General features: G+C 70.8%; 17 protein-coding genes. 4 read left to right on the plus strand and 13 right to left on the minus strand.

What is annotated here, in order from left to right; translation table 11 throughout:
• Positions 1–64: 64 nt before the first annotated feature.
• From mltG to ACIBP6_RS24055, 9 genes are all read right to left on the minus strand, one after another.
• Positions 65–1,069: an endolytic transglycosylase MltG gene (mltG, locus tag ACIBP6_RS24015; RefSeq protein WP_246075055.1), complete on the minus strand. Its 1,005-nt coding sequence runs from the start codon at positions 1,067–1,069 to the stop codon at positions 65–67.
• An 859-nt stretch (positions 1,070–1,928) separates the two neighbouring features.
• Positions 1,929–2,408 (minus strand): Holliday junction resolvase RuvX, encoded by a 480-nt coding sequence (gene ruvX, locus ACIBP6_RS24020; RefSeq protein WP_132615517.1) that lies wholly within the window; start codon positions 2,406–2,408, stop codon positions 1,929–1,931.
• Position 2,409: 1 nt separating this feature from the next.
• The gene (gene alaS / locus ACIBP6_RS24025) at positions 2,410–5,082 is read right to left on the minus strand and encodes an alanine--tRNA ligase (RefSeq protein ID WP_397055502.1); all 2,673 of its coding nucleotides are present in this window, start codon (positions 5,080–5,082) and stop codon (positions 2,410–2,412) included.
• 22 nt (positions 5,083–5,104) lie between these two features.
• Positions 5,105–5,281, minus strand: a complete 177-nt coding sequence (locus ACIBP6_RS24030; protein ID WP_397055504.1) for a hypothetical protein — start codon at positions 5,279–5,281, stop codon at positions 5,105–5,107.
• Positions 5,282–5,331: 50 nt separating this feature from the next.
• A complete protein-coding gene (locus ACIBP6_RS24035; protein WP_397055506.1) occupies positions 5,332–5,721 on the minus strand; it encodes a DUF948 domain-containing protein in 390 nt (129 codons plus the stop codon).
• An 85-nt stretch (positions 5,722–5,806) separates the two neighbouring features.
• Entirely contained in the window at positions 5,807–6,643 is an 837-nt protein-coding gene (locus tag ACIBP6_RS24040; RefSeq protein ID WP_397055508.1) for an oxygenase MpaB family protein, read from the minus strand.
• A 108-nt stretch (positions 6,644–6,751) separates the two neighbouring features.
• Positions 6,752–7,492: a cyclase family protein gene (locus tag ACIBP6_RS24045; RefSeq protein WP_397055510.1), complete on the minus strand. Its 741-nt coding sequence runs from the start codon at positions 7,490–7,492 to the stop codon at positions 6,752–6,754.
• 121 nt (positions 7,493–7,613) lie between these two features.
• Positions 7,614–8,915: a replication-associated recombination protein A gene (locus ACIBP6_RS24050; protein WP_397055511.1), complete on the minus strand. Its 1,302-nt coding sequence runs from the start codon at positions 8,913–8,915 to the stop codon at positions 7,614–7,616.
• Between the two features lie 40 nt (positions 8,916–8,955).
• On the minus strand, positions 8,956–9,438 hold the full coding sequence (locus ACIBP6_RS24055) for a DUF2231 domain-containing protein (protein ID WP_397055513.1): 483 nt from the start codon (positions 9,436–9,438) through the stop codon (positions 8,956–8,958).
• Positions 9,439–9,607: 169 nt separating this feature from the next.
• Here ACIBP6_RS24055 and ACIBP6_RS24060 point away from each other — a divergent pair, with 169 nt between their 5' ends.
• Complete coding sequence (locus tag ACIBP6_RS24060; protein WP_397055515.1) at positions 9,608–10,519, plus strand: peptidylprolyl isomerase; 912 nt, start codon at positions 9,608–9,610, stop codon at positions 10,517–10,519.
• Between the two features lie 70 nt (positions 10,520–10,589).
• On the opposite strand, the gene aspS is transcribed toward ACIBP6_RS24060, so the two are convergent.
• The 3 genes from aspS to ACIBP6_RS24075 all read right to left on the minus strand — a co-directional run bounded on the left by aspS (position 10,590) and on the right by ACIBP6_RS24075 (position 14,327).
• On the minus strand, positions 10,590–12,323 hold the full coding sequence (gene aspS / locus ACIBP6_RS24065; RefSeq protein WP_397055517.1) for an aspartate--tRNA ligase: 1,734 nt from the start codon (positions 12,321–12,323) through the stop codon (positions 10,590–10,592).
• A 67-nt stretch (positions 12,324–12,390) separates the two neighbouring features.
• On the minus strand, positions 12,391–13,647 hold the full coding sequence (hisS, locus tag ACIBP6_RS24070) for a histidine--tRNA ligase (RefSeq protein WP_397055519.1): 1,257 nt from the start codon (positions 13,645–13,647) through the stop codon (positions 12,391–12,393).
• A complete protein-coding gene (locus tag ACIBP6_RS24075) occupies positions 13,644–14,327 on the minus strand; it encodes an MBL fold metallo-hydrolase (RefSeq protein ID WP_397055521.1) in 684 nt (227 codons plus the stop codon). The genes hisS and ACIBP6_RS24075 overlap by 4 nt, the downstream gene beginning before the upstream one ends.
• A 138-nt stretch (positions 14,328–14,465) precedes the next feature.
• Here ACIBP6_RS24075 and ACIBP6_RS24080 point away from each other — a divergent pair, with 138 nt between their 5' ends.
• The 3 genes from ACIBP6_RS24080 to ACIBP6_RS24090 all read left to right on the plus strand — a co-directional run bounded on the left by ACIBP6_RS24080 (position 14,466) and on the right by ACIBP6_RS24090 (position 17,815).
• Positions 14,466–15,332, plus strand: a complete 867-nt coding sequence (locus tag ACIBP6_RS24080) for a peptidylprolyl isomerase (RefSeq protein WP_397055522.1) — start codon at positions 14,466–14,468, stop codon at positions 15,330–15,332.
• Positions 15,333–15,394: 62 nt separating this feature from the next.
• A complete protein-coding gene (locus ACIBP6_RS24085) occupies positions 15,395–16,624 on the plus strand; it encodes a DUF349 domain-containing protein (RefSeq protein WP_397055524.1) in 1,230 nt (409 codons plus the stop codon).
• A gap of 102 nt (positions 16,625–16,726) precedes the next feature.
• The gene (locus ACIBP6_RS24090; RefSeq protein WP_397055526.1) at positions 16,727–17,815 is read left to right on the plus strand and encodes a cupin domain-containing protein; all 1,089 of its coding nucleotides are present in this window, start codon (positions 16,727–16,729) and stop codon (positions 17,813–17,815) included.
• A gap of 1 nt (position 17,816) precedes the next feature.
• Here the strand turns inward: ACIBP6_RS24090 and ACIBP6_RS24095 are convergent, their stop codons facing one another.
• On the minus strand, positions 17,817–20,006 hold the full coding sequence (locus ACIBP6_RS24095; protein ID WP_397055528.1) for a RelA/SpoT family protein: 2,190 nt from the start codon (positions 20,004–20,006) through the stop codon (positions 17,817–17,819).
• Positions 20,007–20,136 lie beyond the last annotated feature (130 nt).

A 20,136-nucleotide genomic window follows, 5' to 3' on the forward strand; every position in this document is an offset into this window, starting at 1 on the left:
GAAAAGAGGACGTATGCCCCTTTTGAGGGGTCTCGTACCGGAACGAGAGGAAGGTCAGCGAACATCAGTTCGTCCCGAGGTTCTTGTTCAGCTCTTCCCGGTATCTCACGAACTCGCTCTCTTTGTCGGTGAATTTGGTGATTCTATGCGCAGGATCCGTCGTTACAAACCAATACCAATCACCTTTGGCAGGGTTCAGGGCGGCTATCAGGGCCTTCTCTCCGGGATTCGCGATGGGTCCCGGAGGCAGTCCCTTGCGGCGATACGTGTTGTAGGGAGAGCTCACCTTGGTGTCGCTCTCCGTGACCTTCAGAGTGCGGCGGTTCTGCGCGTACAGGACGGTGCTGTCGATCTCCAGCGGGGCGTCCTTGGCCAGGCGGTTGTAGATCACCCTGGAGATCTTCGGGTAGTCCTCGTCGGTGCCGCCCTCGGCCTGGATGAGGCTGGCCACCGTGACGGCCTCGAGCGGGTCCAGCTTCACCTGCTTCGCCTTCTCCTCCAGGCCCACGTGGCGCGCCGCCTGGGTGAAGCGCTCGACCATCGCCGCCAGCACGTCGACCGCCGTGTCGCCGGGCTCGATCTCGTACGTGGCCGGGAACAGGAAGCCTTCCAGGCCCCGGGCGTACTCGGGCAGGCCGACCAGCTCCTTGTCGACGCTCTGGAGCTCCTTGAGCGGGATGCCGGCCTGCTTCGCGACGCGGGCGAACACCTCGGAGACCCGCAGCCCCTCGGGCACCGTGACCCGCTTCACCACCCGGGAGGCGGGCGCGAGCAGCAGGTCGAGCGCGGCCGTGGCGGCCATGCCCTTGCGCAGCCGGTAGTGGCCCGGCCGCAGCCGGTCGCTCACGGCGCGGTCCTCCGTCGCCCGGACGAACGACTCGGCGCTCGCCACGACCCCCGCCTCCTCCAGCGTGGAGCCGATGGCCGCCGCACTGGACCCGGGCGCGATGCGCACCGTCACGGCGGCGCTGCCCGTCCCCTCGAAGTCATCAGGACTCAGGTACGGCTTCAGCAGCGCCACCGCCCCCGCGCCGATCACCAGCACCCCGGCGACCAGCCCCGCGGACAACAGCCCCGCCTTCCGCAGCGCCCGCCTCCGACGAGCCGCCCCCTGGACTTCGCGACCCTCACGACGGGCGCGGTCCTCCTCACCAGAGGACGCACCCCGCCGGAAACCGCCGAAACGCCCGCCACTCTCGTGACGGCCGTCCTCCCCGGAGTCGTCGAACGACGCCCCGGCGTGGGACCCCCCGGACCGCCTGCCGCCTTCGGGGGCTCGCCCACCATCTTCCGCCGCAGTGGGCCGGACAGTCTCCGGCCGCCCACCGCCGCCGGCCGATCGCTCAGCGCGACCCACCTGCTCAGCGGCGCCCTTCAGCCCAACACCGCCAGCCTGACCAGCACCGCTTGGCGATCGCGCATCGTCGCCCATCTGGTCGGGGCCGCCTGTCGCTTGCTCAGCGTCGCCCGGCTGATCGGGGCCGCCTGCCGCCTGCCCGCGATCGCCCGTCTGATCGGGGCCGCCTGCCGCGTGCCCGGGGCGGGAACCGCCCAAGTCCCCGCGTCCGGCCTGACTTGGGGTCCCGCCAGGTTGCTCGGCACTCACCGCCTCATCGGGCGGCACGGCCGGGTGCTGAGCACCCGGCGCTCGTTCACTGCGCGCTGGGCCGTCCACGCCCTCGGGCCACACGTCGCCCTCCGGCTCCCGGCCGCGCGTGCGGTCGGGAGCCTCCGCCGCCGCGGCAGCGGTGCCGTCGGGCGGCTCTCCCGTGCCGGTGGTGTCGTCAGGCGGGGACGCCGCGTCGGGCATGGTGTCGTCCCGCTGGAACGGGATCATGTCGCCGAGGTCGTCGTCGTTCTCAGGAGTCCTGGTCACGCGACCACCCCGCCGGCGAGCCGGGCCGGTGCCCGGAACCTGTGCCGCCCGCTCATGAGGCAGGTCCGTCGGCCGCGGTGGGCGGTTCGACGGGCCTGCCTGGTGGTCTTTCTGTGGCACGTTCGGAGTCGAGGGCGTCCTGCAGCAGCACGACCGCGGCCGCCTGGTCGACGACGCCCTTCTGCTTCTTGGCGCGTACGCCGCTGGCCCGCAGGCCGTGCTGCGCCGCGACCGTGGTGAGTCGTTCGTCGAACAGCCGCACGGGCGTCGGCGCCAGCCGTGCGGCCAGCTTGGTGGCGAACTCGCGCGCCAGCCCGGCCGCCTGGCCCTCACGCCCGGACAGCGAGGTGGGCAGCCCCACCACGACCTCGATCGCCTCGTGCTCGGCGACGATCGCGGCGATGCGGTCGAGGTCGCCCTTGCCCCGCCTGACAGTCTCCACCGGCGTGGCCAGCAGGCCCGACGGGTCACTGCGGGCCACACCGATGCGTACGGAACCGACGTCGACGCCGATCCGCGAACCGAACCTCATGTCAGCCGAGCTGCCCCGCGACGGCCTCCTCAACCAGGCGCAGCGCGTCGCCGATCGCCTCCGGTCGTGAGCCGCCACCCTGCGCGACGTCGTCCTTGCCGCCACCGCCACCCCCAAGAGCCTTGGCGGCGACGCCGACCAGCTGCCCGGCCTTGAGCCCCCGCTCGCGCCCCGCCTCGTTGACCGCGGCAACCACCACGGGCCGGTCGGAGGGGGCACCGGCGATCACGACGACCGCCGGCCGGTCGGCCGGGAACCTGCCACGCACGTCAAGCGCGAGCTTACGCAGGTCGTCGGCACCGGTTCCATCAGGCGCGCGGTGTGTCACGACGGAGACACCCCGCAGGTCGCGGGCCTGGGAGACGAGATCGCCGGCCACCTGGAGCACCTGGGCCGAGCGGACCTTCTCCAGCTCCTTCTCTGCCGTGCGCAGCCGGGTGACGATGCCCTCGATGCGCTCGGGCAGCTCCTCGCGGCGGGCCTTGAGCTGCTCGGTGAGCTGGGCGACGAGCACGCTCTCACGCGCCAGGAAGCGGAAGGCGTCGATGCCGACGAGCGCCTCGACGCGGCGCACGCCCGCGCCGACCGACTGCTCGCCCAGCACCTTGACCAGGCCGAGCTGGCCGGAGCTGTGGACGTGGGTGCCGCCGCACAGCTCGCGGGAGTAGTCGCCGATCTCGACGACGCGGACCTCGTCGCCGTACTTCTCGCCGAACATCGCGAGGGCGCCCATCGCCCGGGCCTCCGCCTGCGAGGTGTAGAAGGCGTTGACCTGGAGGTCGTTGATGAGCACGGCGTTGACTTCGTCCTCGACGTCGCGCAGCACGCTCGCCGGCACCGCGCCCGCCGCGGTGAAGTCGAAGCGGAAGCGGCCCGGGGAGTTCTCCGAGCCGGCCTGCGCCGCCGTCTCGCCGAGCGCGTTCTTGAAGCCACGGTGGACGAGATGGGTGGCGCTGTGGCTGCGCGAGATCGCGCGGCGGCGCTCGATGTCGATCTCGGCCTGCGCCTCGTCGCCGACCCTGAGCTCGCCGATGCGGATCTTGCCGCGGTGGACGACGAGCCCGGGCAGCGGCTGCTGCACGTCGAGGATGTCGACCTCGGCGCCGCTGGTGCGGATGACACCCTGGTCGGCGAGCTGGCCACCGCCCTCGGCGTAGAACGGCGTGCGCTGGAGCACCACCTCGACGGTGGAGCCCTCACCCGCCACCGGCACCGACGCGCCGTCGACGAGGATGCCGACCACGCTGGTGTCGGCCTCGGTCTGGTCGTAGCCGAGGAACTCGACCTTCCCGGCGCTCTCCAGCAGGTGGCCGAAGACGGAGATGTCGGCGTTGCCGGTCTTCTTCGCCGCCGCGTCGGCCTTGGCCGCCGCCTTCTGCTCCTTCATCAGGCGGCGGAAGCCCTCTTCGTCGACCTTGAGCCCCTGCTCGGCCGCCATCTCCAGCGTGAGGTCGATGGGGAAGCCGTAGGTGTCGTGGAGCTTGAACGCCTGGTCGCCGGAGAGCGTCGTGCCGGACTTGCGCTTGGTCTCCTCCACCGCCACGTCGAAGATCGCCGTACCGGTGCGGAGCGTGCCGAGGAAGCTCGCCTCCTCCGCGTCGATGATCCCGTGGATCTGCGGCGCGTCGACCCTGAGCTGAGGGTACTGCTCGCCCATGACGTTGATCGCGACGTCGGTCAGCTCGTGCATGTAGCGGTCGTCGCCGGAGCCGAGCATGCGCAGGTTGCGCACGGAACGGCGCAGGATGCGGCGCAGGACGTAGCCGCGGCCCTCGTTGCCGGGCAGGACGCCGTCGGCCACCAGCATCGTGCCGGTGCGGACATGGTCGGCGACCACGCGCAGGCTGACGTCGGCGCGGCTGTCGCGGCCGTAGCGGGTCTTGGTGAGCTCCGCCGCCTTGTCAAGGATCTTGTACGTGGTGTCGATCTCGTAGATGTTGTCGACGCCCTGCAGGATGGCCGCCATGCGCTCCAGGCCCATGCCGGTGTCGATGTTCTTCGCCGGCAGCTCGCCCGCCACGTCGAAGTCGACCTTGGACCGGACGGTGCTGAGCTGGTACTGCATGAAGACGAGGTTCCACACCTCGAGGTAGCGGTCCTCGTCGGCGACGGGGCCGCCCTCCTTGCCGTATTCGGCACCGCGGTCGTAGTAGATCTCCGAACAGGGGCCGCCGGGGCCGGCCACGCCCATGTGCCAGTAGTTGTCCTCGAGGCCGCGGCGCTGGATGCGCTCCTCGGGCAGGCCGACCTTGTTGCGCCAGATGTCGTAGGCCTCGTCGTCGTCGAGGTAGACCGTCGCCCACAGCTTGTCCTCGGGGAAGCCGAAGCCTCCGTCGGCCTCGGAGCGGGTGAGCAGCTCCCACGCGAACGGGATCGCCTCGGACTTGAAGTAGTCGCCGAAGGAGAAGTTGCCGAGCATCTGGAAGAACGTCGCGTGCCGCGTGGTCTTGCCGACCTCGTCGATGTCGGGCGTGCGGACGCACTTCTGCGCTGTGGTCAGCCTGGACGCCGGAGGCTTGCGCTGCCCCAGGAAGTACGGCTTGAACGGCACCATACCGGCAGGAACCAGGAGAAGCGTGGGGTCCTCAGCGATCAGGCTGGCCGAGGGCACTACCTTGTGCCCACGCTCCTCGAAGAAGCGCAGGAAGCGGCGGGCGATCTCTGCCGACTCCATGGTGGCCATCCTTTGCGTTTAGTCAGTTGTGGTTATCAGGGTTGCCGAGCTCGAAGCGGGCTCGCAACTCCGTTTCGCGCTCCGCGGCCTCGCCGAGCACGTCGTGGGTAAAGTCTCTCACCTGCTGGAGCATGCCCGTCGCGCGGTGGGCCGCCCGGCGGGCGACGTGGTCGGGCTGCAGCGCCTGCAGTCTGCGCACCACCCACAGGGTAAGGAACGCTCCGAGTGACAGGTAGAACAGCCGCCTGATCACCGCGGCCTCCCCGCCCGGACCGGGCGCGGCCTGGTCGTACGGCGGGCCTCGATCGCCCTGCGCACGCCGTGGCCCAGCGCGGACACCTTGATCAGCGGGCCGGTGAAGATGGTCTGCGTCACACCGCTGAGCCTGGCCGCGTGGCTGGTGACCTGCTTGACGTCCTTGGCGATGGCCTCGACGGCGACCAGCTGCCGGTTGGTCTCGTTGACCGTGACGCTCACGTCGTCGAGCAGTGGCCTGAGGCGCTCGTTGAGGTCGGAGACCGCCTTGGTGGTCTCGGTGAGCAGCCTGGCGAGCTTGACGAGCACCATGGCCATCACGCAGACCAGGACTATCCAGCCCGTGGCCGCGATCAGCCCGGCGACCTCTCCAGCGGTAAGCATCCGCGCATCTCCCTCGTACGCTGGGCCGGAACGGCAAGACCCTATCGCGTTCGGGTGACAACGTTAGTGCGGAAACTTACCCGGATCAGGCAGCCACGTCGGCCCCGGCCGCGTCGGCGGCCGGCCGCATGAGGGCGCGCGCGGCCCTGACCTCGGGCGCCACCAGCCGCTCCGGCATCGCGGCCGCCGCCCGGCGCAGCGCCTTCAGCACCGCGCCGGCGGCGTGCTCGGCGGCCGCGTCGCCGCTGTGGCCGTACATCTCGCGGGCCCAGCCCGGCAGGGTCGCGTACGCCAGCGCGCCGGCGGCGGTGTGCGAGCAGAGCGCGGGCCGGAGCGACGGTCGCGGGGTCATGCCGCGGCGCAGGGCGTCGCGGGCCTCGGGCGTGGCGGCCAGGCGGGGGCGCATGCCGTCGAGGCAGGCGGCCAGCTCGGCGGTGTCGCCGGGCACGTCGCGCAGGCCGACGAGCCGGGCGCTGAGGCGCTGCTCGGCCACGTACGCGTCCTGCTCGGCGGGGGTGAGCTGCAGGCCGGCGCGCAGGGCGATCTCCAGGTGCGAGGAGACCTCCGCGCAGTGGGCCCAGCGCAGGTTCTCCTCGTCGTGCACGCGGAACAGGGCGCCGGTGTCGGGGTCGAGGCCGACGAGGCGGGCCTGCGCCCGGCGCACCCGTTCGGCGGCCTGCTCCGCTTGCTCAAGGGTGCCGAACGTGCGCACCGTGACGAAGTCCTGCACACGGCGCAGTCTGGCGCGGGCCTCCTCGGGGTCGTCCAGGAGGACGTTCTGGGCGATGCCGCGGATGGTGCGAGGGTGCAGGGCCTGGAGCTGGAAGGCGCGTACGGCGGCCGTCGGACCGAGCGGCTCGGTGTGGACCCGCCAGGTGATCGACCGGGGCCCGAACAGGCCGCCGCGGGGGGTAACGGTCACCTTCACAAGGCCCTGATTCCCCAAGATCGCCAATTTAGTACGAATTCCAGAGCTTTCTTCGGCTATATCCGCGTTCATGCCCAAACTCACGCAGACGTAGGGACGCGTTCACTCGGGCACGCGGGCGTAGGCGCGGACCGGGGCGCGGGCCACGCCCGTGAGACGCGGAGGCGGCGCGGAGAACAGCGCCCCGGTCGGCGGCAGCTTTTCGAGCCCGCCCAGCCCCTCCACCACGGCGACGCCCCCGCCCAACAGCCGCTCCCGCACGGCCCCCTCCCCTTCGCCGCCCCGGAGCTCGCCGGTGTCGGTGCCGACCAGCGCGGCACCGTGCTCCACCAGCCACTCCGCGGCGGCGGCGGTGAGGACGAAGTCGTCGTGCGCGCCCGTGTCCAGCAGGACCGCATGACCGCGTACGTCGAAGGCCGCCAGCGCACCGACGTCGATCGCACGCGCGGTCGCACCGGCCACCCGCACCACGACGGCGGGCAGATCCACACTCCGGGAGAGCGGAACGGCGGCGAGGTCTCCACCGGGCGCCCAGATGAAGGACGCACCCTCCGATGCCGCACGGTCCAGCTCGACCAGCGCGGTCGATCCCGGCGACCCCTGCGCACGGCTCCGGTCGGACGGGCCGCCCCTGGTGCCCTTGTGCGGCTCGGGGAAGATCCGCACGTCGCTCAGCTCCACGGCGTCCGTCATCAGCAGGCCGAGCGAGGCCACGAACAACGCCGCGATCTCGCTCTCCGTGGCGTCGGGTCCGGGCAGGTCGACACGGAACCCGTGGACGGTCAGATCGCCACCGTTGCCGAAGGCGATCGCAGCGTCGAAGGAGGCACGATAGTCGGACACGACGCGCAAACCTACCGCCGAACGCCGAGGTAGCCGAGCGACCGCCACACCACCACGCGTGATGCCGGGGGACCGGCGGGGCGGGCGAGGCAGCCTCCGGAGCAGGAGGCCGGGAGGTGGGTCAGGAGCCGCGGAGGAAGTCGCGGATCCGGGACCAGCGGTCGGCCACCGGGGCCTCGGCGCCGTGGCGGGTCGGCTCGTAGTAGCGCCGCTCGCGCACCTGTTCGGGCGCGTACTCCTGGCGGACCAGGCCGTGGTCGAAGTCGTGGGGGTATTTGTAGGCGTCGCCGTGGCCGAGCTTGGCCGCGCCCGGGTAGTGCGCGTCGCGCAGATGCTGGGGCACCTGGCCGATGAGCCCCTTGCGTACGTCGCCGATCGCGGCCCCGATGGCCTTGACCACGGCGTTGGACTTGGGCGCCAGCGCGCAGTGGATGACGGCGTGCGCCAGGTTGATCTGCCCCTCGGGCAGCCCGATGAGCTGCACGGCCTGCGCCGCGGCCACCGCCGTCTGCAGGCACGCCGGGTCGGCCATGCCGACGTCCTCCGAGGCGAAGATGACGATGCGGCGGGCGATGAAGCGCGGGTCCTCCCCCGCCTCGATCATGCGGGCCAGGTAGTGGAGCGCGGCGTCGGCGTCGGAGCCGCGCATCGACTTGATGAACGCGCTGATCACGTCGTAGTGCTGGTCGCCCTGCCGGTCGTACCGTACGGCGGCCTTGTCGACGGCCTTCTCGACCACCTCGACGGTGATGTCGTCGGCCAGCAGCGCCGCCGCCTCGAGGTACGTCAGCGACCGGCGCGCGTCGCCGCCGGCCAGGCGTACGAGATGGTCGAGGGCCTGGGGGGCCAGCGTGGCGCGACCGCCGAGGCCGCGCGGGTCGGTCACGGCCCGCTCCAGCACCGCGCGCACGTCGTCGTCGGACAGGGACTCCAGCGTGAGCAGCAGCGAGCGCGACAGCAGCGGCGAGATGACCGAGAAGAACGGGTTTTCCGTGGTGGCGCCGATGAACGTGACCCAGCGGTTCTCCACGGCGGGCAGCAGGGCGTCCTGCTGGGCCTTGTTGAAGCGGTGCACCTCGTCGACGAACAGCACGGTCTGGCGGCCGGTCATGCCGAGCTCGCGGCGGGCGTTGTCGATGGCGGCCCGCACGTCCTTGACGCCGGCGGACACGGCGGAGATCTCGACGAAGCGGCGCTTGGTGACGTTGGAGACGACGTAGGCGAGCGTGGTCTTGCCGGTGCCGGGCGGGCCCCACAGGAACAGCGACATGGGAGCCTCGCTCTCGACCAGGCGCCGCAGCGGGGTGCCCGGACCGAGCAGGTGACGCTGGCCGATCACCTCGTCGAGCGTGCGGGGGCGCATCCGCACCGCGAGCGGCTGCGGCGTGGCCTCCTCGGCCGCGCTGTCGAACAGGCTGTCCACAACGCGAGATTACACGGTGCGCCGGGCCCGGCGGCCCCGGTCACATCCCCCACACGGCCCTCGCACCGCTGTCGCCGGCCTGGAAGACGAAGTAGCCGGCGACGACCGCCAGCACGACCGTCAGCGCCGTCAGGACGAGGGTGACAGGACGGCCGAAACGGTCGCGGCCGACGGAGGCGCGGGCCGGGCTGGTGGCGTACACGAGCAGAAGCGCGGCGACGGTGAGCCCGAGCACCGACAGCAGCAGCGGGGTGGCGAAGCTCTCGTGGGCGGAGATGCGGGTGGCAAGTTCGCCCTCGGCCGAGCCGAAGCGGGCCTCCTTGAGGCTCTCGCCGCTCTGCCTGGCCGCGAAGACGGCCACGGGGGCGGCCAGGGAGAGCAGCACCAGCGCCCAGGCCGTGTTCGCCCGCCAGCGCGGCAGCAGCGCGTAGACGACCGCGACGCCGACCAGCAGCGGGGTCAGCACCACGGCGAAGTGGATGATCAAAGGGTGGGCCGGCAGGCCGAGGATCTCGTCGAACATGCTCTCTCCTTAGTGCTCATTTCAACTACGCATGGGAGCACGATAAGGTTCGCGACCTCAGCAGTCAGACCGCGCGGCTTTCGTCACTTACGTCCGTCACATATCGGGGGCCGGTAGCATTCGCGGAGTTGTTTACGTCATGCGTTGGTAAAAGTGAAGGGACATAGCGGTGAGCGGCGACGACCGCCAGAACGAAGAAGACCGCCAGAGCGAGCTGGCGCGGGCGCACAAGGAACGGCAGGCCAAGCGGGCCGCCGAGCAGACCGGCAATGCCAGGCGGAACACCTTCATCGGCGCGGGCGTGGCCGTGGTGCTGGTGGCCGGAGGCATCTTCGCCGCGACCACCCTGGTCAACAGGGACGCGGTGCCGGAGCCGGTCGCGGCCGACAGCAGCGCCTCGCCCTCGGCGAGCGCCTCCACGGGGGTCCTGCCCGATCCGTCTCCCAGCCCGACGAGGACGGGCCCGGTGTCCTGCACGTACAAGCGGGACGACACGGTGCCCAACAAGTTCGTCGGGCTGCCTCCCAAGAAGCCGAACATGAAGTGGAAGAAGATGACGATCGCCCTCAACCAGGGCACCGTCGTCGTCGACCTCATGACCGACGCCGCGCCGTGCGCGATCAACTCGATCAACTTCCTGTCGAAGAAGAAGTTCTACGACGACATGAAGTGCCACCGCCTGGTCACGCCCGACGTGTCCGGCGTGCACATGCTGCAGTGCGGTGACCCGCAGGCCAAGGCCGACGGCAAGAACCCGACCGACGGCCAGGGCACGGCCGGCTACGTCTACGGCGACGAGAACATCGACATCCCGCTCGGCAAGGGCGTCGTCTTCATGACGCAGCCGGGTGAGGCGGCCGGCCAGAACAACAGCCAGTTCGCCTTCTCCCTCTCGGACGAGAACCTGCAGATCGGCGCGGGCTACTCGGTGATCGGCATGGTGAGCGAAGGCATGGACACCCTGCTCGGGCTGGCCAAGAGCGGCCAGGACCTGATCGTCAACGAGGCCGACATCACCGGCGACGGCGGCACCACGGCCCCCAAGAACCCGGTGATCATCAAGAAGATCACCTTCTCCTGAGCCTGACGGCGCGGAACGGAAAACGCGGAGGGCGGGCGTCACACGACGCCCGCCCTCCGCGTTCTGGGTCCTACTGCTGCTTGGGCGCGGCGTCGACGCCGGCCTCCTTGCGCTGGTCGGCCGTGATCGGCGTGGGCGCGCCCGTGAGCGGGTCGAAGCCGGAGGCCGTCTTCGGGAACGCGATCACGTCGCGGATCGACTCGCCGCCGGACAGCAGCATGCAGATCCGGTCCCAGCCGTAGGCGATGCCGCCGTGCGGGGGCGGGCCGTACTTGAACGCCTCGAGCAGGAAGCCGAACTTGCTCTCCGCTTCCTCCTTGGAGATGCCGAGCACGTCGAACACGCGCTGCTGCATCTCGGCCCGGTGGATACGGATCGAGCCGCCGCCGATCTCCATGCCGTTGCAGACCATGTCGTACGCGTACGCCAGGGCCTCGCCCGGGTGGTCCTGGAAGTTGTCGGCCCACTCCGGCTTCGGCCCGGTGAACGGGTGGTGCACGGCCGTCCAGCCGCCCTCGCCGTCCTCCTCGAACATGGGCGCGTCGACGACCCACAGGAACGACCACTGCGACTCGTCGATCAGCCCGCAGCGCCGCCCGATCTCCAGGCGGGCCGCGCCGAGCAGGTCGCGGGAGGCGTTCTTGGCGCCGGCGGCGAAGAAGACGGCGTCGCCGGGCTCGGCCCCGACCTTGGCGGCCAGGCCCGACAGCTCCTGCTCCGACAGGTTCTTCGCGACCGGGCCGCCGAGCGTGCCGTCCTCCTGCACGAGCACGTACGCCAGGCCCTTGGCCCCGCGCGCACGGGCCCACTCCTGCCAGCCGTCGAGCTCCTTGCGGGTCTGCGAGGCGCCGCCGGGCATGACCACGGCGCCCACGTAGTCGGCCTGGAAGACGCGGAACGACGTGTTGGCGAAGTAGTCGGTCATCTCGACGAGCTCCTGGCCGAAGCGCAGGTCGGGCTTGTCGGAGCCGTAGCGGGCCATGGCGTCCGCGTACGTCATGCGCGGCAGCGGAGTCGGCAGCTCGTAGCCGACGATCTCCTTCCACAGCCGCGCGATCAGCGTCTCGCCGACCGTGATGACGTCCTCCTGGTCGACGAAGGACATCTCGACGTCGATCTGGGTGAACTCCGGCTGCCGGTCGGCCCGCAGGTCCTCGTCGCGGTAGCACTTGGCGAGCTGGTAGTAGCGCTCCAGGCCGGCGACCTGGAGGAGCTGCTTGAACAGCTGGGGCGACTGCGGCAGCGCGTACCAGTTGCCGGGCTGCAGGCGCACCGGCACCAGGAAGTCGCGCGCGCCCTCGGGCGTGGAGCGGGTCAGCGTGGGCGTCTCGACGTAGACGAAGCCGAGCTCGTGCATCACCTCGTTGGCCAGGTAGGTGGCCTTGGAACGGGTGCGCATCGCGTGGGCCACCTGCTGGCGGCGGATGTCGAGGTAGCGGTACTTCAGCCGCGCCTCCTCCGACACCCCCACGTTGCCCTCGATCGGGAACGGCAGCGGCGCCGACTCGCTGAGCACCTCGACCTGGTCGGCCACCACCTCGATCGCGCCGGTCGGCAGGTCGGGGTTCTCGTTGCCCTCGGGCCGCACCCTGACCTGGCCGACGACCTGCACGCAGTACTCGGCGCGCAGGTCGTGGGCGTGGTCCTCCTCGCGGAAGACCACCTGCGCCGAGCCGGAGGCGTCGCGCAGGTCGATGAAGACGACGCCGCCGTGGTCACGGCGGCGCGCCACCCATCCCGCGAGCGTCACCTGCTGCCCGGCGTGCTCCTCACGGAGCGACCCGGCCATATGCGTGCGGATCACTGCACTTTCCCTTCATGCGGAGAGGAGGGGAAGGGAGGCGGCGACCCAGCCCGCGCCGACCTGCGGATCACTTCACCTTTCCCTTCAGTACGTCGACGACCTGGCTCAGCGGCACCTCTGCCTGCTCGGCGGTGGCCAGGTCTTTCACTTGCGCGACCTCGGCGGCGAGGTCGCGCTCGCCCAGGATCAGCGCGAACGCGGCGCCGGAGCGGTCGGCGCCCTTCATCGCGCCCTTGAGCCCCTTGCCGCCGAAAGCCATGTCGGCGGCGACACCGGCCGCGCGCAGCTCGCTCACGAGCTTGAACATCGACCGCGCCGCCTCGTCGCCCAGCGCCACACCGTACACCTCGCAGCGCGGCGGCACGTCGAGGGCGATGCCTTCGCGCTCCAGGGCGATGACCGTGCGGTCGAGGCCGAGACCGAAACCGATGCCGGGCAGGCGCGGCCCGCCGATGGCCTCCGACAGCCCGTCGTAACGGCCGCCGCCGCCGATCCCGGACTGCGCGCCCAGCAGCGGGTGGTCGAACTCGAAGGTGGTGCGGGTGTAGTAGTCGAGGCCGCGCACCAGCCTGGGGGCGTCCTCCCACGGGATGCCGAGGTCGGCCAGGAGCTGCTTGACCTGGCAGTGGTAGGTCTTGCAGGCGGCGCAGAGGTGGTCGCCGATGAGCGGCGCGTCCTCCAGCTGCGCGCGCACCTCCGGGCGCTTGTCGTCGAGCACGCGCAACGGGTTGATCTCGATCCGCGCCCTGGTGGGCTCGTCGAGGTCGAGCGCGCGCAGGAACTCCTGCAGCCGCGCCCGGTAGATCGGGCGGCACTCCGCGCAGCCCAGGGAGTTGAGCATCAGCCTGACCTGGGTGAGGCCGAGCGTGGTGTACCACTGCCAGGCCAGCGCGATGGTCTCGGCGTCGACCGCCGGGTCCTCGCTGCCGATCGCCTCCAGGTCGAGTTGGTAGAACTGCCGGTAGCGGCCCTCCTGGGGCGCCTCGGCGCGGAACACCGGCCCGTCGGTCCAGACCTTCACCGGGAGCTGGCCGCGGTGCAGGCCGTACTCCAGGACCGCGCGCAGCACGCCCGCGGTGAACTCGGGGCGCAGCGTCAGCGACCTGCCGCCGCGGTCGGTGAAGGTGTACATCTCCTTGCTGACGACGTCGGTGGACTCGCCGACCCCGCGCGCGAACAACTGCGTGTCCTCGAAGACCGCCGTCTCCAGGTAGGCGTATCCGGCGCGCCTGGCCGTCTCCGCGAACGCCCCGCGAATCGCGTAGAACGTCGAAGCCTGCGGCGGGACGTACTCCTTGACGCCTTTGGGTGCTTGGAAAGTCATGAGATCCCTCGTGTGGGACCGGCGTGCGGCGCCGCCTCCTTCAGGTACGGGTTGGCGGCGCGCTCGCGGCCGATCGTGGTCTGTGGTCCGTGGCCCGGCAGGACGACCGTATCGTCAGGCAGCGTCAGACACTTGGCAGCCAGGCTGCGAAGAATGGTCGCGTAGTCGCCACCGGGCAGGTCGGTGCGGCCGATGGAGCCGGCGAACAGCAGGTCGCCCGCGAACATGATCGCGTCGCCGGGCAGCCGGAAGCTCACCGACCCCCTGGTATGGCCGGGCGTGTGGTCGACCACGAACTCCAGCCCGGCCAGCGTCAGCACCGCGCCGTCGGACAGCTCGCGCACGTCGTCGGGCTCGCTCAGCCGCAGGTCGCCGAAGAGCGAGGCGCTCGTGCCGGACCAGCCGGCGGCCGGGTCGGACAGCAGGTGGCGGTCGTCGGGGTGGATCCACGCGGGGATGTCGCGCGCGCCGCAGACGGGAGCCACCGACCAGACGTGGTCGAGGTGGCCGTGGGTGAGCAGGACGGCGACGGGCTTGAGCCGGTGCTCGCGCAGCAGCTCCTCCACGCCCTGGGTGGCGTCCTGACCTGGGTCGACGATGACGCACTCCTCGCCGGCAGCGGGCGCGACGACGTAACAATTGGTCTGGAAGGCCCCTGCGGGGAAGCCGGCGATGAGCATCTGCCTCAGGTGATCTCGTCGAAAAGCCAATGGGAATGTAACCGAAGGGTACCGGTGCGGGTCGCCGGGCTGCGAATCATTACCCGTTGGCCGATACGATTCGCCCACCTCAGTTGATTCACTATGGGAGGCAAAGCGGTGGCCACGGGGAAGGACCGGCAGAAGCAGCTGGCACGCGAGCACTACGAGCGGCAGATGCAGCGCCGCCAGGAGCGTGAGCAGAAGGCCAAGCGCGCGGCGATCATCGGCTCCACCGCGGGCGTCGTGGTCGTGGTCGGCGGCATCGTGACCGCGGTCGCGATGCTCGGAGGCAACGACACGGGCACGGAGGCGGCGTCCTCGTCCACGTCGCCGGCCGCGACCGCCCAGGCGACGGCCGCGGCGGGCCCGAAGCCGTACGACGCGAAAACGGGCACGTGCGACTACGTCGCCGACACCTCCGGGGGTCAGGTGAAGGACGTCGGCATGCCGCCGACGAAGGTCGACACCAAGCCCGCCGAGAAGACGATGACGTTCAAGACGAATCTCGGCGACATCGTGGTCGAGCTGAACAACGCCAAGGCTCCGTGCACGACCAACTCTCTGGAGTTCCTGGCGGAGAAGAATTACTACGACGGCAGCAAGTGTCACCGGCTCGGCAGCGACAACTTCCCGATGCTGCAGTGCGGCGACCCGACCGCCAAGGCCGACGGCAAGAGCCAGGACGGCTCGGGCGGCCCCGGCTACGTGATGGCCGAGGAGAACCTGCAGGGTGCCCAGTACAAGCGCGGCGTGATGGCCATGGCCAAAACCTCCGCCCCTGGCTCCACGGGAAGCCAGTTCTTCCTCGTTTACGGCGACATCGGGCTTACCCCCGATTACACACCGGTGGGTACGATCACGAAGGGGCTCGACATCCTGGACAAGGTGAACAAAGCGGGCGTCATGGCCGACATGGGAGACGGGACTGGCGCACCTAAGCAAACCGTCGAAATCAAAGACGTGACATTCGCCGGCAAGAGCTGACGTAATACAAACTAGGGACGAAGTAGTCCCGAAGGGTCTGATGGAGAGTGCGGGAGGACACGGTGAGCACCGACCCGTGGGGCCGGGTAGACGACGACGGCACCGTCTACGTGCGTACGGCTGAGGGAGAGCGGGCCGTCGGCTCCTGGCAGGCCGGTGAACCTGAAGAGGCGCTGGCGTACTTCCATCGCAAGTACGACGAGCTGGCCGGCCAGGTGCAGCTGCTGGAGCAGCGCGTGAAGGGCACCGACCTGGCCCCGGCCCAGGCCGAGGCGAACATCGCCAAGCTGCGTGAGGCCGTGGCCGACGCGCACGCCGTGGGCGACCTGGCCGCGCTGACGGCCCGGCTCGACGGCCTGACGGCGCTGGTCGCGCAGCGGCGCGAGGAGGTCAAGGCGGCCCGCGAGCGGGCACGCGCCGAGGCCAGGACGGTCAAGGAACGCATCGTCGCCGAGGCCGAGCGCATCGCGGAGGAGACCACCCACTGGAAGTCCGGCGGCGAGCGGCTGCGGCAGCTGGTCGAGGAGTGGAAGGCGGCCGACCGCATCGACCGGGTCACCGAGGCCCAGCTGTGGAAGCGGCTGTCGGCCGCGCGCACGGCGTTCGCCAAGCGGCGCAAGGTCTACTTCGCCGGGCTGGACGAGCAGCGCGAGGGCGTGCGGGCGGCCAAGGAGCGCATCGTGGCCGAGGCCGAGGCGATCGCCGACTCGACCGACTGGGGCGCGACCGCGGCGGCCTACCGCGACCTGATGCAGCAGTGGAAGAGCGCCGGCCGCGCCTCACGTGAGGTCGAGGACGAGCTGTGGGCCCGCTTCAAGGGCGCCCAGGACCAGTTCTTCCAGGCCCGCTCGGCCGTGTTCGCCGAGCGCGACGCCTCGCTGGCCGCCAATGCGCAGGTCAAGGAGGAGCTGCTGGCCGAGGCCGAGAAGATCCTGCCGGTGACCGACGCGCGCACGGCCAGGGGAGCGCTGCGCGGCCTCCTGGAGCGCTGGGAGGCGGCCGGGCCGGTGCCGCGCGACCAGCGCGACCGGCTGGAGGGCGGGCTGCGCAAGATCGACGAGGCCGTGCGCAAGGCCGAGGACGCCGAGTGGAAGCGCTCCAACCCCGAGGCCAGAGCGCGTGCCCAGAGCACGGTCGACCAGCTCCGCACGTCCATCGACCAGCTGGAGAAGCGGCTGTCCAAGGCCCAGGCCGCCGGCCGCGCCAAGGACGTCAAGGAGGCCGAGGAGGCTCTGACCGCCCGCCGTTCCTGGCTGGCGGAGGCGGAGCGCACCCTGGCCGAGTTCAGCTGAGGTCTTCCCCGTACTCGTCCCTCACTGATCCGCACGCCGCCGCCCGCCCCCTGTCAGGGAATCGGGCGGCGGTGAGCAGGGGTGGACACCTAGGCTGAGGGCATGGATCCCGTCACCGCAGCGCGCGCCCTCGTCGAGGAGATGTTCCCGGGCGCCCTGTACGCCTTCGTCGGCGGCAGCGTGCTCACCGAGCACCGCACCTCCACCTCCGATCTCGACGTCGTCGTGGTGCTCGACGGCCTGGCCGTCCCCTACCGCGAGTCGCTGCGGTGGCACGACTGGCCGGTGGAGCTGCTCGTGCACAGCGAGACCAGCCTGGAGGCCTACCTCGACAAGGACTTCGACCGCCGCCGCCCGACGCTGGCGCGCATCTGCGCCGAGGGCGCGGTGCTGACCGACCGGACGGGCGGCCGGGCCAGCGATCTGCAGAGCGTGCTCGGCGAGCGGCTGTCCGCGGGCCCCGGCGGGCTGACGCCCGGCCAGGCGGAGCGGGCCCGCTACGAGCTGTCCGACGTGCTCGACGACCTGGCGGGGGCGAGCGATCCCGGCGAGGAGGCGTTCATCCGCTGGGAGGTCGTGCAGGCCACCGCCCGCACGGTGCTCGGCCTGGGCCGCAGATGGCAGGGCAGCGGAAAATGGCTGCTGCGCGAGCTGCGCGCGCACGACCCCGCACTCGCCGACGAGCTGCTCGCCGCCCATGACGACCCGGCCCGCCTGACCGCCGTCGCCACGAGAGTGCTCGAACGGGCCGGAGGGCGCCTCTGGGAGGGCTACCGGGCCGAAGGCGACCCCTTTCACCAGACGCTGCGTCACGTTCCCGCAGGAGAGCTCTCCGGAGAGACGGCTCAGAGCTCCGGCATGCGCCGGCTGGCCGCGATCAGCGGCGCGACCGCCGGATCGGCGCGGTTGTGGATGGGCCAGACCCACGTCGCCCCCGCCACACGCTCCTCCGACCACCACCACGGCGCCTCCGAGACGGCCATCTACGTGGTCAGCGGCACACCGTCGTTCGTCTTCCTGGACGACGGCGAGGAGACGCGCGTCGACGCCGGGCCCGGCGACTACGTGTTCGTGCCGCCGTACGTGCCGCACCGCGAGGAGAACCCCGACCCGGCGCGCGAGGCCGTCGTCGTGATCGCGCGCAGCACGCAGGAGGCCATCGTGGTCAACCTGCCTGGCCTGAAGGGCTAGCTCAGCTGCCGGCGCCGCTCACGCGGTAGACGTCGAACACGCCCTGGATGGTCCGCACGGCCTTGAGCACGTGGCCGAGGTGCTTGGGGTCGCCCATCTCGAAGGTGAACTTGCTGACCGCCACCCGGTCGCGCGAGGTCGTGACCGAGGCGCTGAGGATGTTGACGTGCTGGTCGGACAGCGTACGGGTGACATCTGACAGCAGCCGCGGCCGGTCGAGCGCCTCCACCTGGATGGCCACCAGGAACACGCTGTCGTCGCTCGGCGACCAGCTGACCTCCACCAGCCGGTCGGGCTGCGCCTTCAGCTGCTGGATGTTGCTGCAGTCGTCGCGGTGCACCGAGACGCCGTGGCCCCGGGTGACGAAGCCGACGATCTCGTCGCCCGGCACCGGGGTGCAGCACTTCGACAGGCGGACCCACACGTCGGCGTCGCCCGCCACGACGACGCCCGCGCCGCCGCCCCGGGGACGGCCGCGCAGCCGGGTCGGCAGCGAGGTCTCGGCGATGTCCTCCTCGGCGCTGTCGACGCCGCCGATCGAGGCCACCAGCTTCTGCACGACCGCCTGCGCCGCGATGTGCCCCTCCCCCACGGCCGCGTAGAGCGCGGACACGTCGGGATAGTGCAGGTCACGGGCCAGCGCCAGGAGCGCCTCGCCGGACATGAGCCGCTGCAGCGGCAGGCCCTGCTTGCGCATGGCCCGCCCGATGGCCTCCTTGCCCGCCTCGATCGCGGTCTCGCGGCGCTCCTTGGAGAACCACTGCCGGATCTTGTTACGGGCCCGGCCCGACTTGACGAACTTCAGCCAGTCGCGCGACGGCCCGGCGTCGGGCGACTTGGAGGTGAAGATCTCGACCGTGTCGCCGTTGCCGAGGCGCGACTCCAGCGGCACCAGCCGCCCGTTGACCCGCGCGCCGATGCAGCGGTGGCCGACCTCGGTGTGCACGGCGTAGGCGAAGTCGACCGGCGTGGCGCCCTCGGGCAGGGCGATGACCTGGCCCTTCGGGGTGAACACGTAGACCTCGGAGACCGACAGGTCGAACCGCAGCGACTCCAGGAACTCACCCGGGTCGGCGGTCTCCTTCTGCCAGTCGAGGAGCTGGCGCAGCCAGGCCATGTCGTTGCCCGGCTTGACCTTGCCGGTGGGGCCCGCGGAGCCGACCTCCTCCTTGTACTTCCAGTGCGCGGCCACGCCGTACTCGGCCCTGTGGTGCATCGCGTGGGTGCGGATCTGCAGCTCGACCGGCTTGCCCTCGGGACCGATCACCGTGGTGTGCAGCGACTGGTACATGTTGAACTTGGGCATCGCTATGTAGTCCTTGAACCGCCCCGGCACCGGGTTCCACCGCGCGTGGATCGTGCCGAGCGCCGCGTAACAGTCGCGGACGGTGTCGACCAGCACGCGGATGCCCACCAGGTCGTAGATGTCGTCGAACGCCACGTCGCGCGCGATCATCTTCTGGTAGACGGAGTAGTAGTGCTTCGGCCGGCCCTTGACCACGGCGCGGATCTTCGCCTCGCGCAGGTCACCGGAGACCTTCTCGATGACCTCCTGCAGGAACAGGTCGCGGCGCGGCGCCCGCTCCGAGACCATGCGCGCGATCTCGTCGTAGCGCTTGGGGTAGAGCATGGCGAACGCGAGGTCCTCGAGCTCCCACTTGATCGTGTTCATGCCCAGGCGGTGGGCCAGCGGGGCGAAGATCTCCAGCGTCTCGCGGGACTTCTGGTGCCGTTTGTGCTCCGGCAGGTAGCGCATCGTGCGCATGTTGTGCAGCCGGTCGGCCAGCTTGATGATCAGGACGCGGATGTCGCGCGACATGGCGACGACCATCTTGCGCACGGTCTCGGCCTGCGCGGCGTCGCCGAACTTGACCTTGTCGAGCTTGGTGACCCCGTCGACCAGGGACCCGATCGTGTCGCCGAAGTCGCCGCGCAGCTCGTCGAGGCTGTAGGCGGTGTCCTCGACCGTGTCGTGCAGCAGCGCCGCGCACAACGTCTCGTCGTCGGTGCCGAGCTCCGCCAGGATGGTGGCCACGGCCAGCGGGTGTGTGATGTAGGGATCGCCCGACTTCCGCTTCTGGTCGCGGTGGTGGTAGGCCGCGACGTCGTAGGCGCGCTCGATCAGGCGCAGGTCGGCCTTGGGGTGGGTGGCGCGGACCGTGCGGAACAGCGGCTCCAGCACCGGGTTCATCGCCCCACCCCCAAACCGCCGCCGACGCACCGCCGGTGCGCCTGGCGCCTCGGCGTTGTCGGTTACGTCGGGCACGACCGCATCACGGGGCACACAGACTCCTCACGCAGTGGCTCCTCACGTTCGAGTC

It is taken from the genome of Nonomuraea terrae (assembly GCF_044465245.1).
GTDB classification, from domain to species: domain Bacteria; phylum Actinomycetota; class Actinomycetes; order Streptosporangiales; family Streptosporangiaceae; genus Nonomuraea; species Nonomuraea terrae.

What these genes read in the sequence shown, in the direction of transcription:
- ACIBP6_RS24055 (WP_397055513.1), bottom strand. Translation starts at nt 9,438, where the DNA reads ATGTTCGACGAGATCCTCGGCCTGCCGGCCCACCCTTTGATCATCCAC.
- ACIBP6_RS24095 (WP_397055528.1), bottom strand. Translation starts at nt 20,006, where the DNA reads ATGAACCCGGTGCTGGAGCCGCTGTTCCGCACGGTCCGCGCCACCCAC.
- alaS (WP_397055502.1), bottom strand. Translation starts at nt 5,082, where the DNA reads ATGGAGTCGGCAGAGATCGCCCGCCGCTTCCTGCGCTTCTTCGAGGAG.
- ACIBP6_RS24090 (WP_397055526.1), top strand. Translation starts at nt 16,727, where the DNA reads ATGGATCCCGTCACCGCAGCGCGCGCCCTCGTCGAGGAGATGTTCCCG.
- ACIBP6_RS24035 (WP_397055506.1), bottom strand. Translation starts at nt 5,721, where the DNA reads ATGCTTACCGCTGGAGAGGTCGCCGGGCTGATCGCGGCCACGGGCTGG.
- ACIBP6_RS24075 (WP_397055521.1), bottom strand. Translation starts at nt 14,327, where the DNA reads ATGCTCATCGCCGGCTTCCCCGCAGGGGCCTTCCAGACCAATTGTTAC.
- ruvX (WP_132615517.1), bottom strand. Translation starts at nt 2,408, where the DNA reads ATGAGGTTCGGTTCGCGGATCGGCGTCGACGTCGGTTCCGTACGCATC.
- hisS (WP_397055519.1), bottom strand. Translation starts at nt 13,647, where the DNA reads ATGACTTTCCAAGCACCCAAAGGCGTCAAGGAGTACGTCCCGCCGCAG.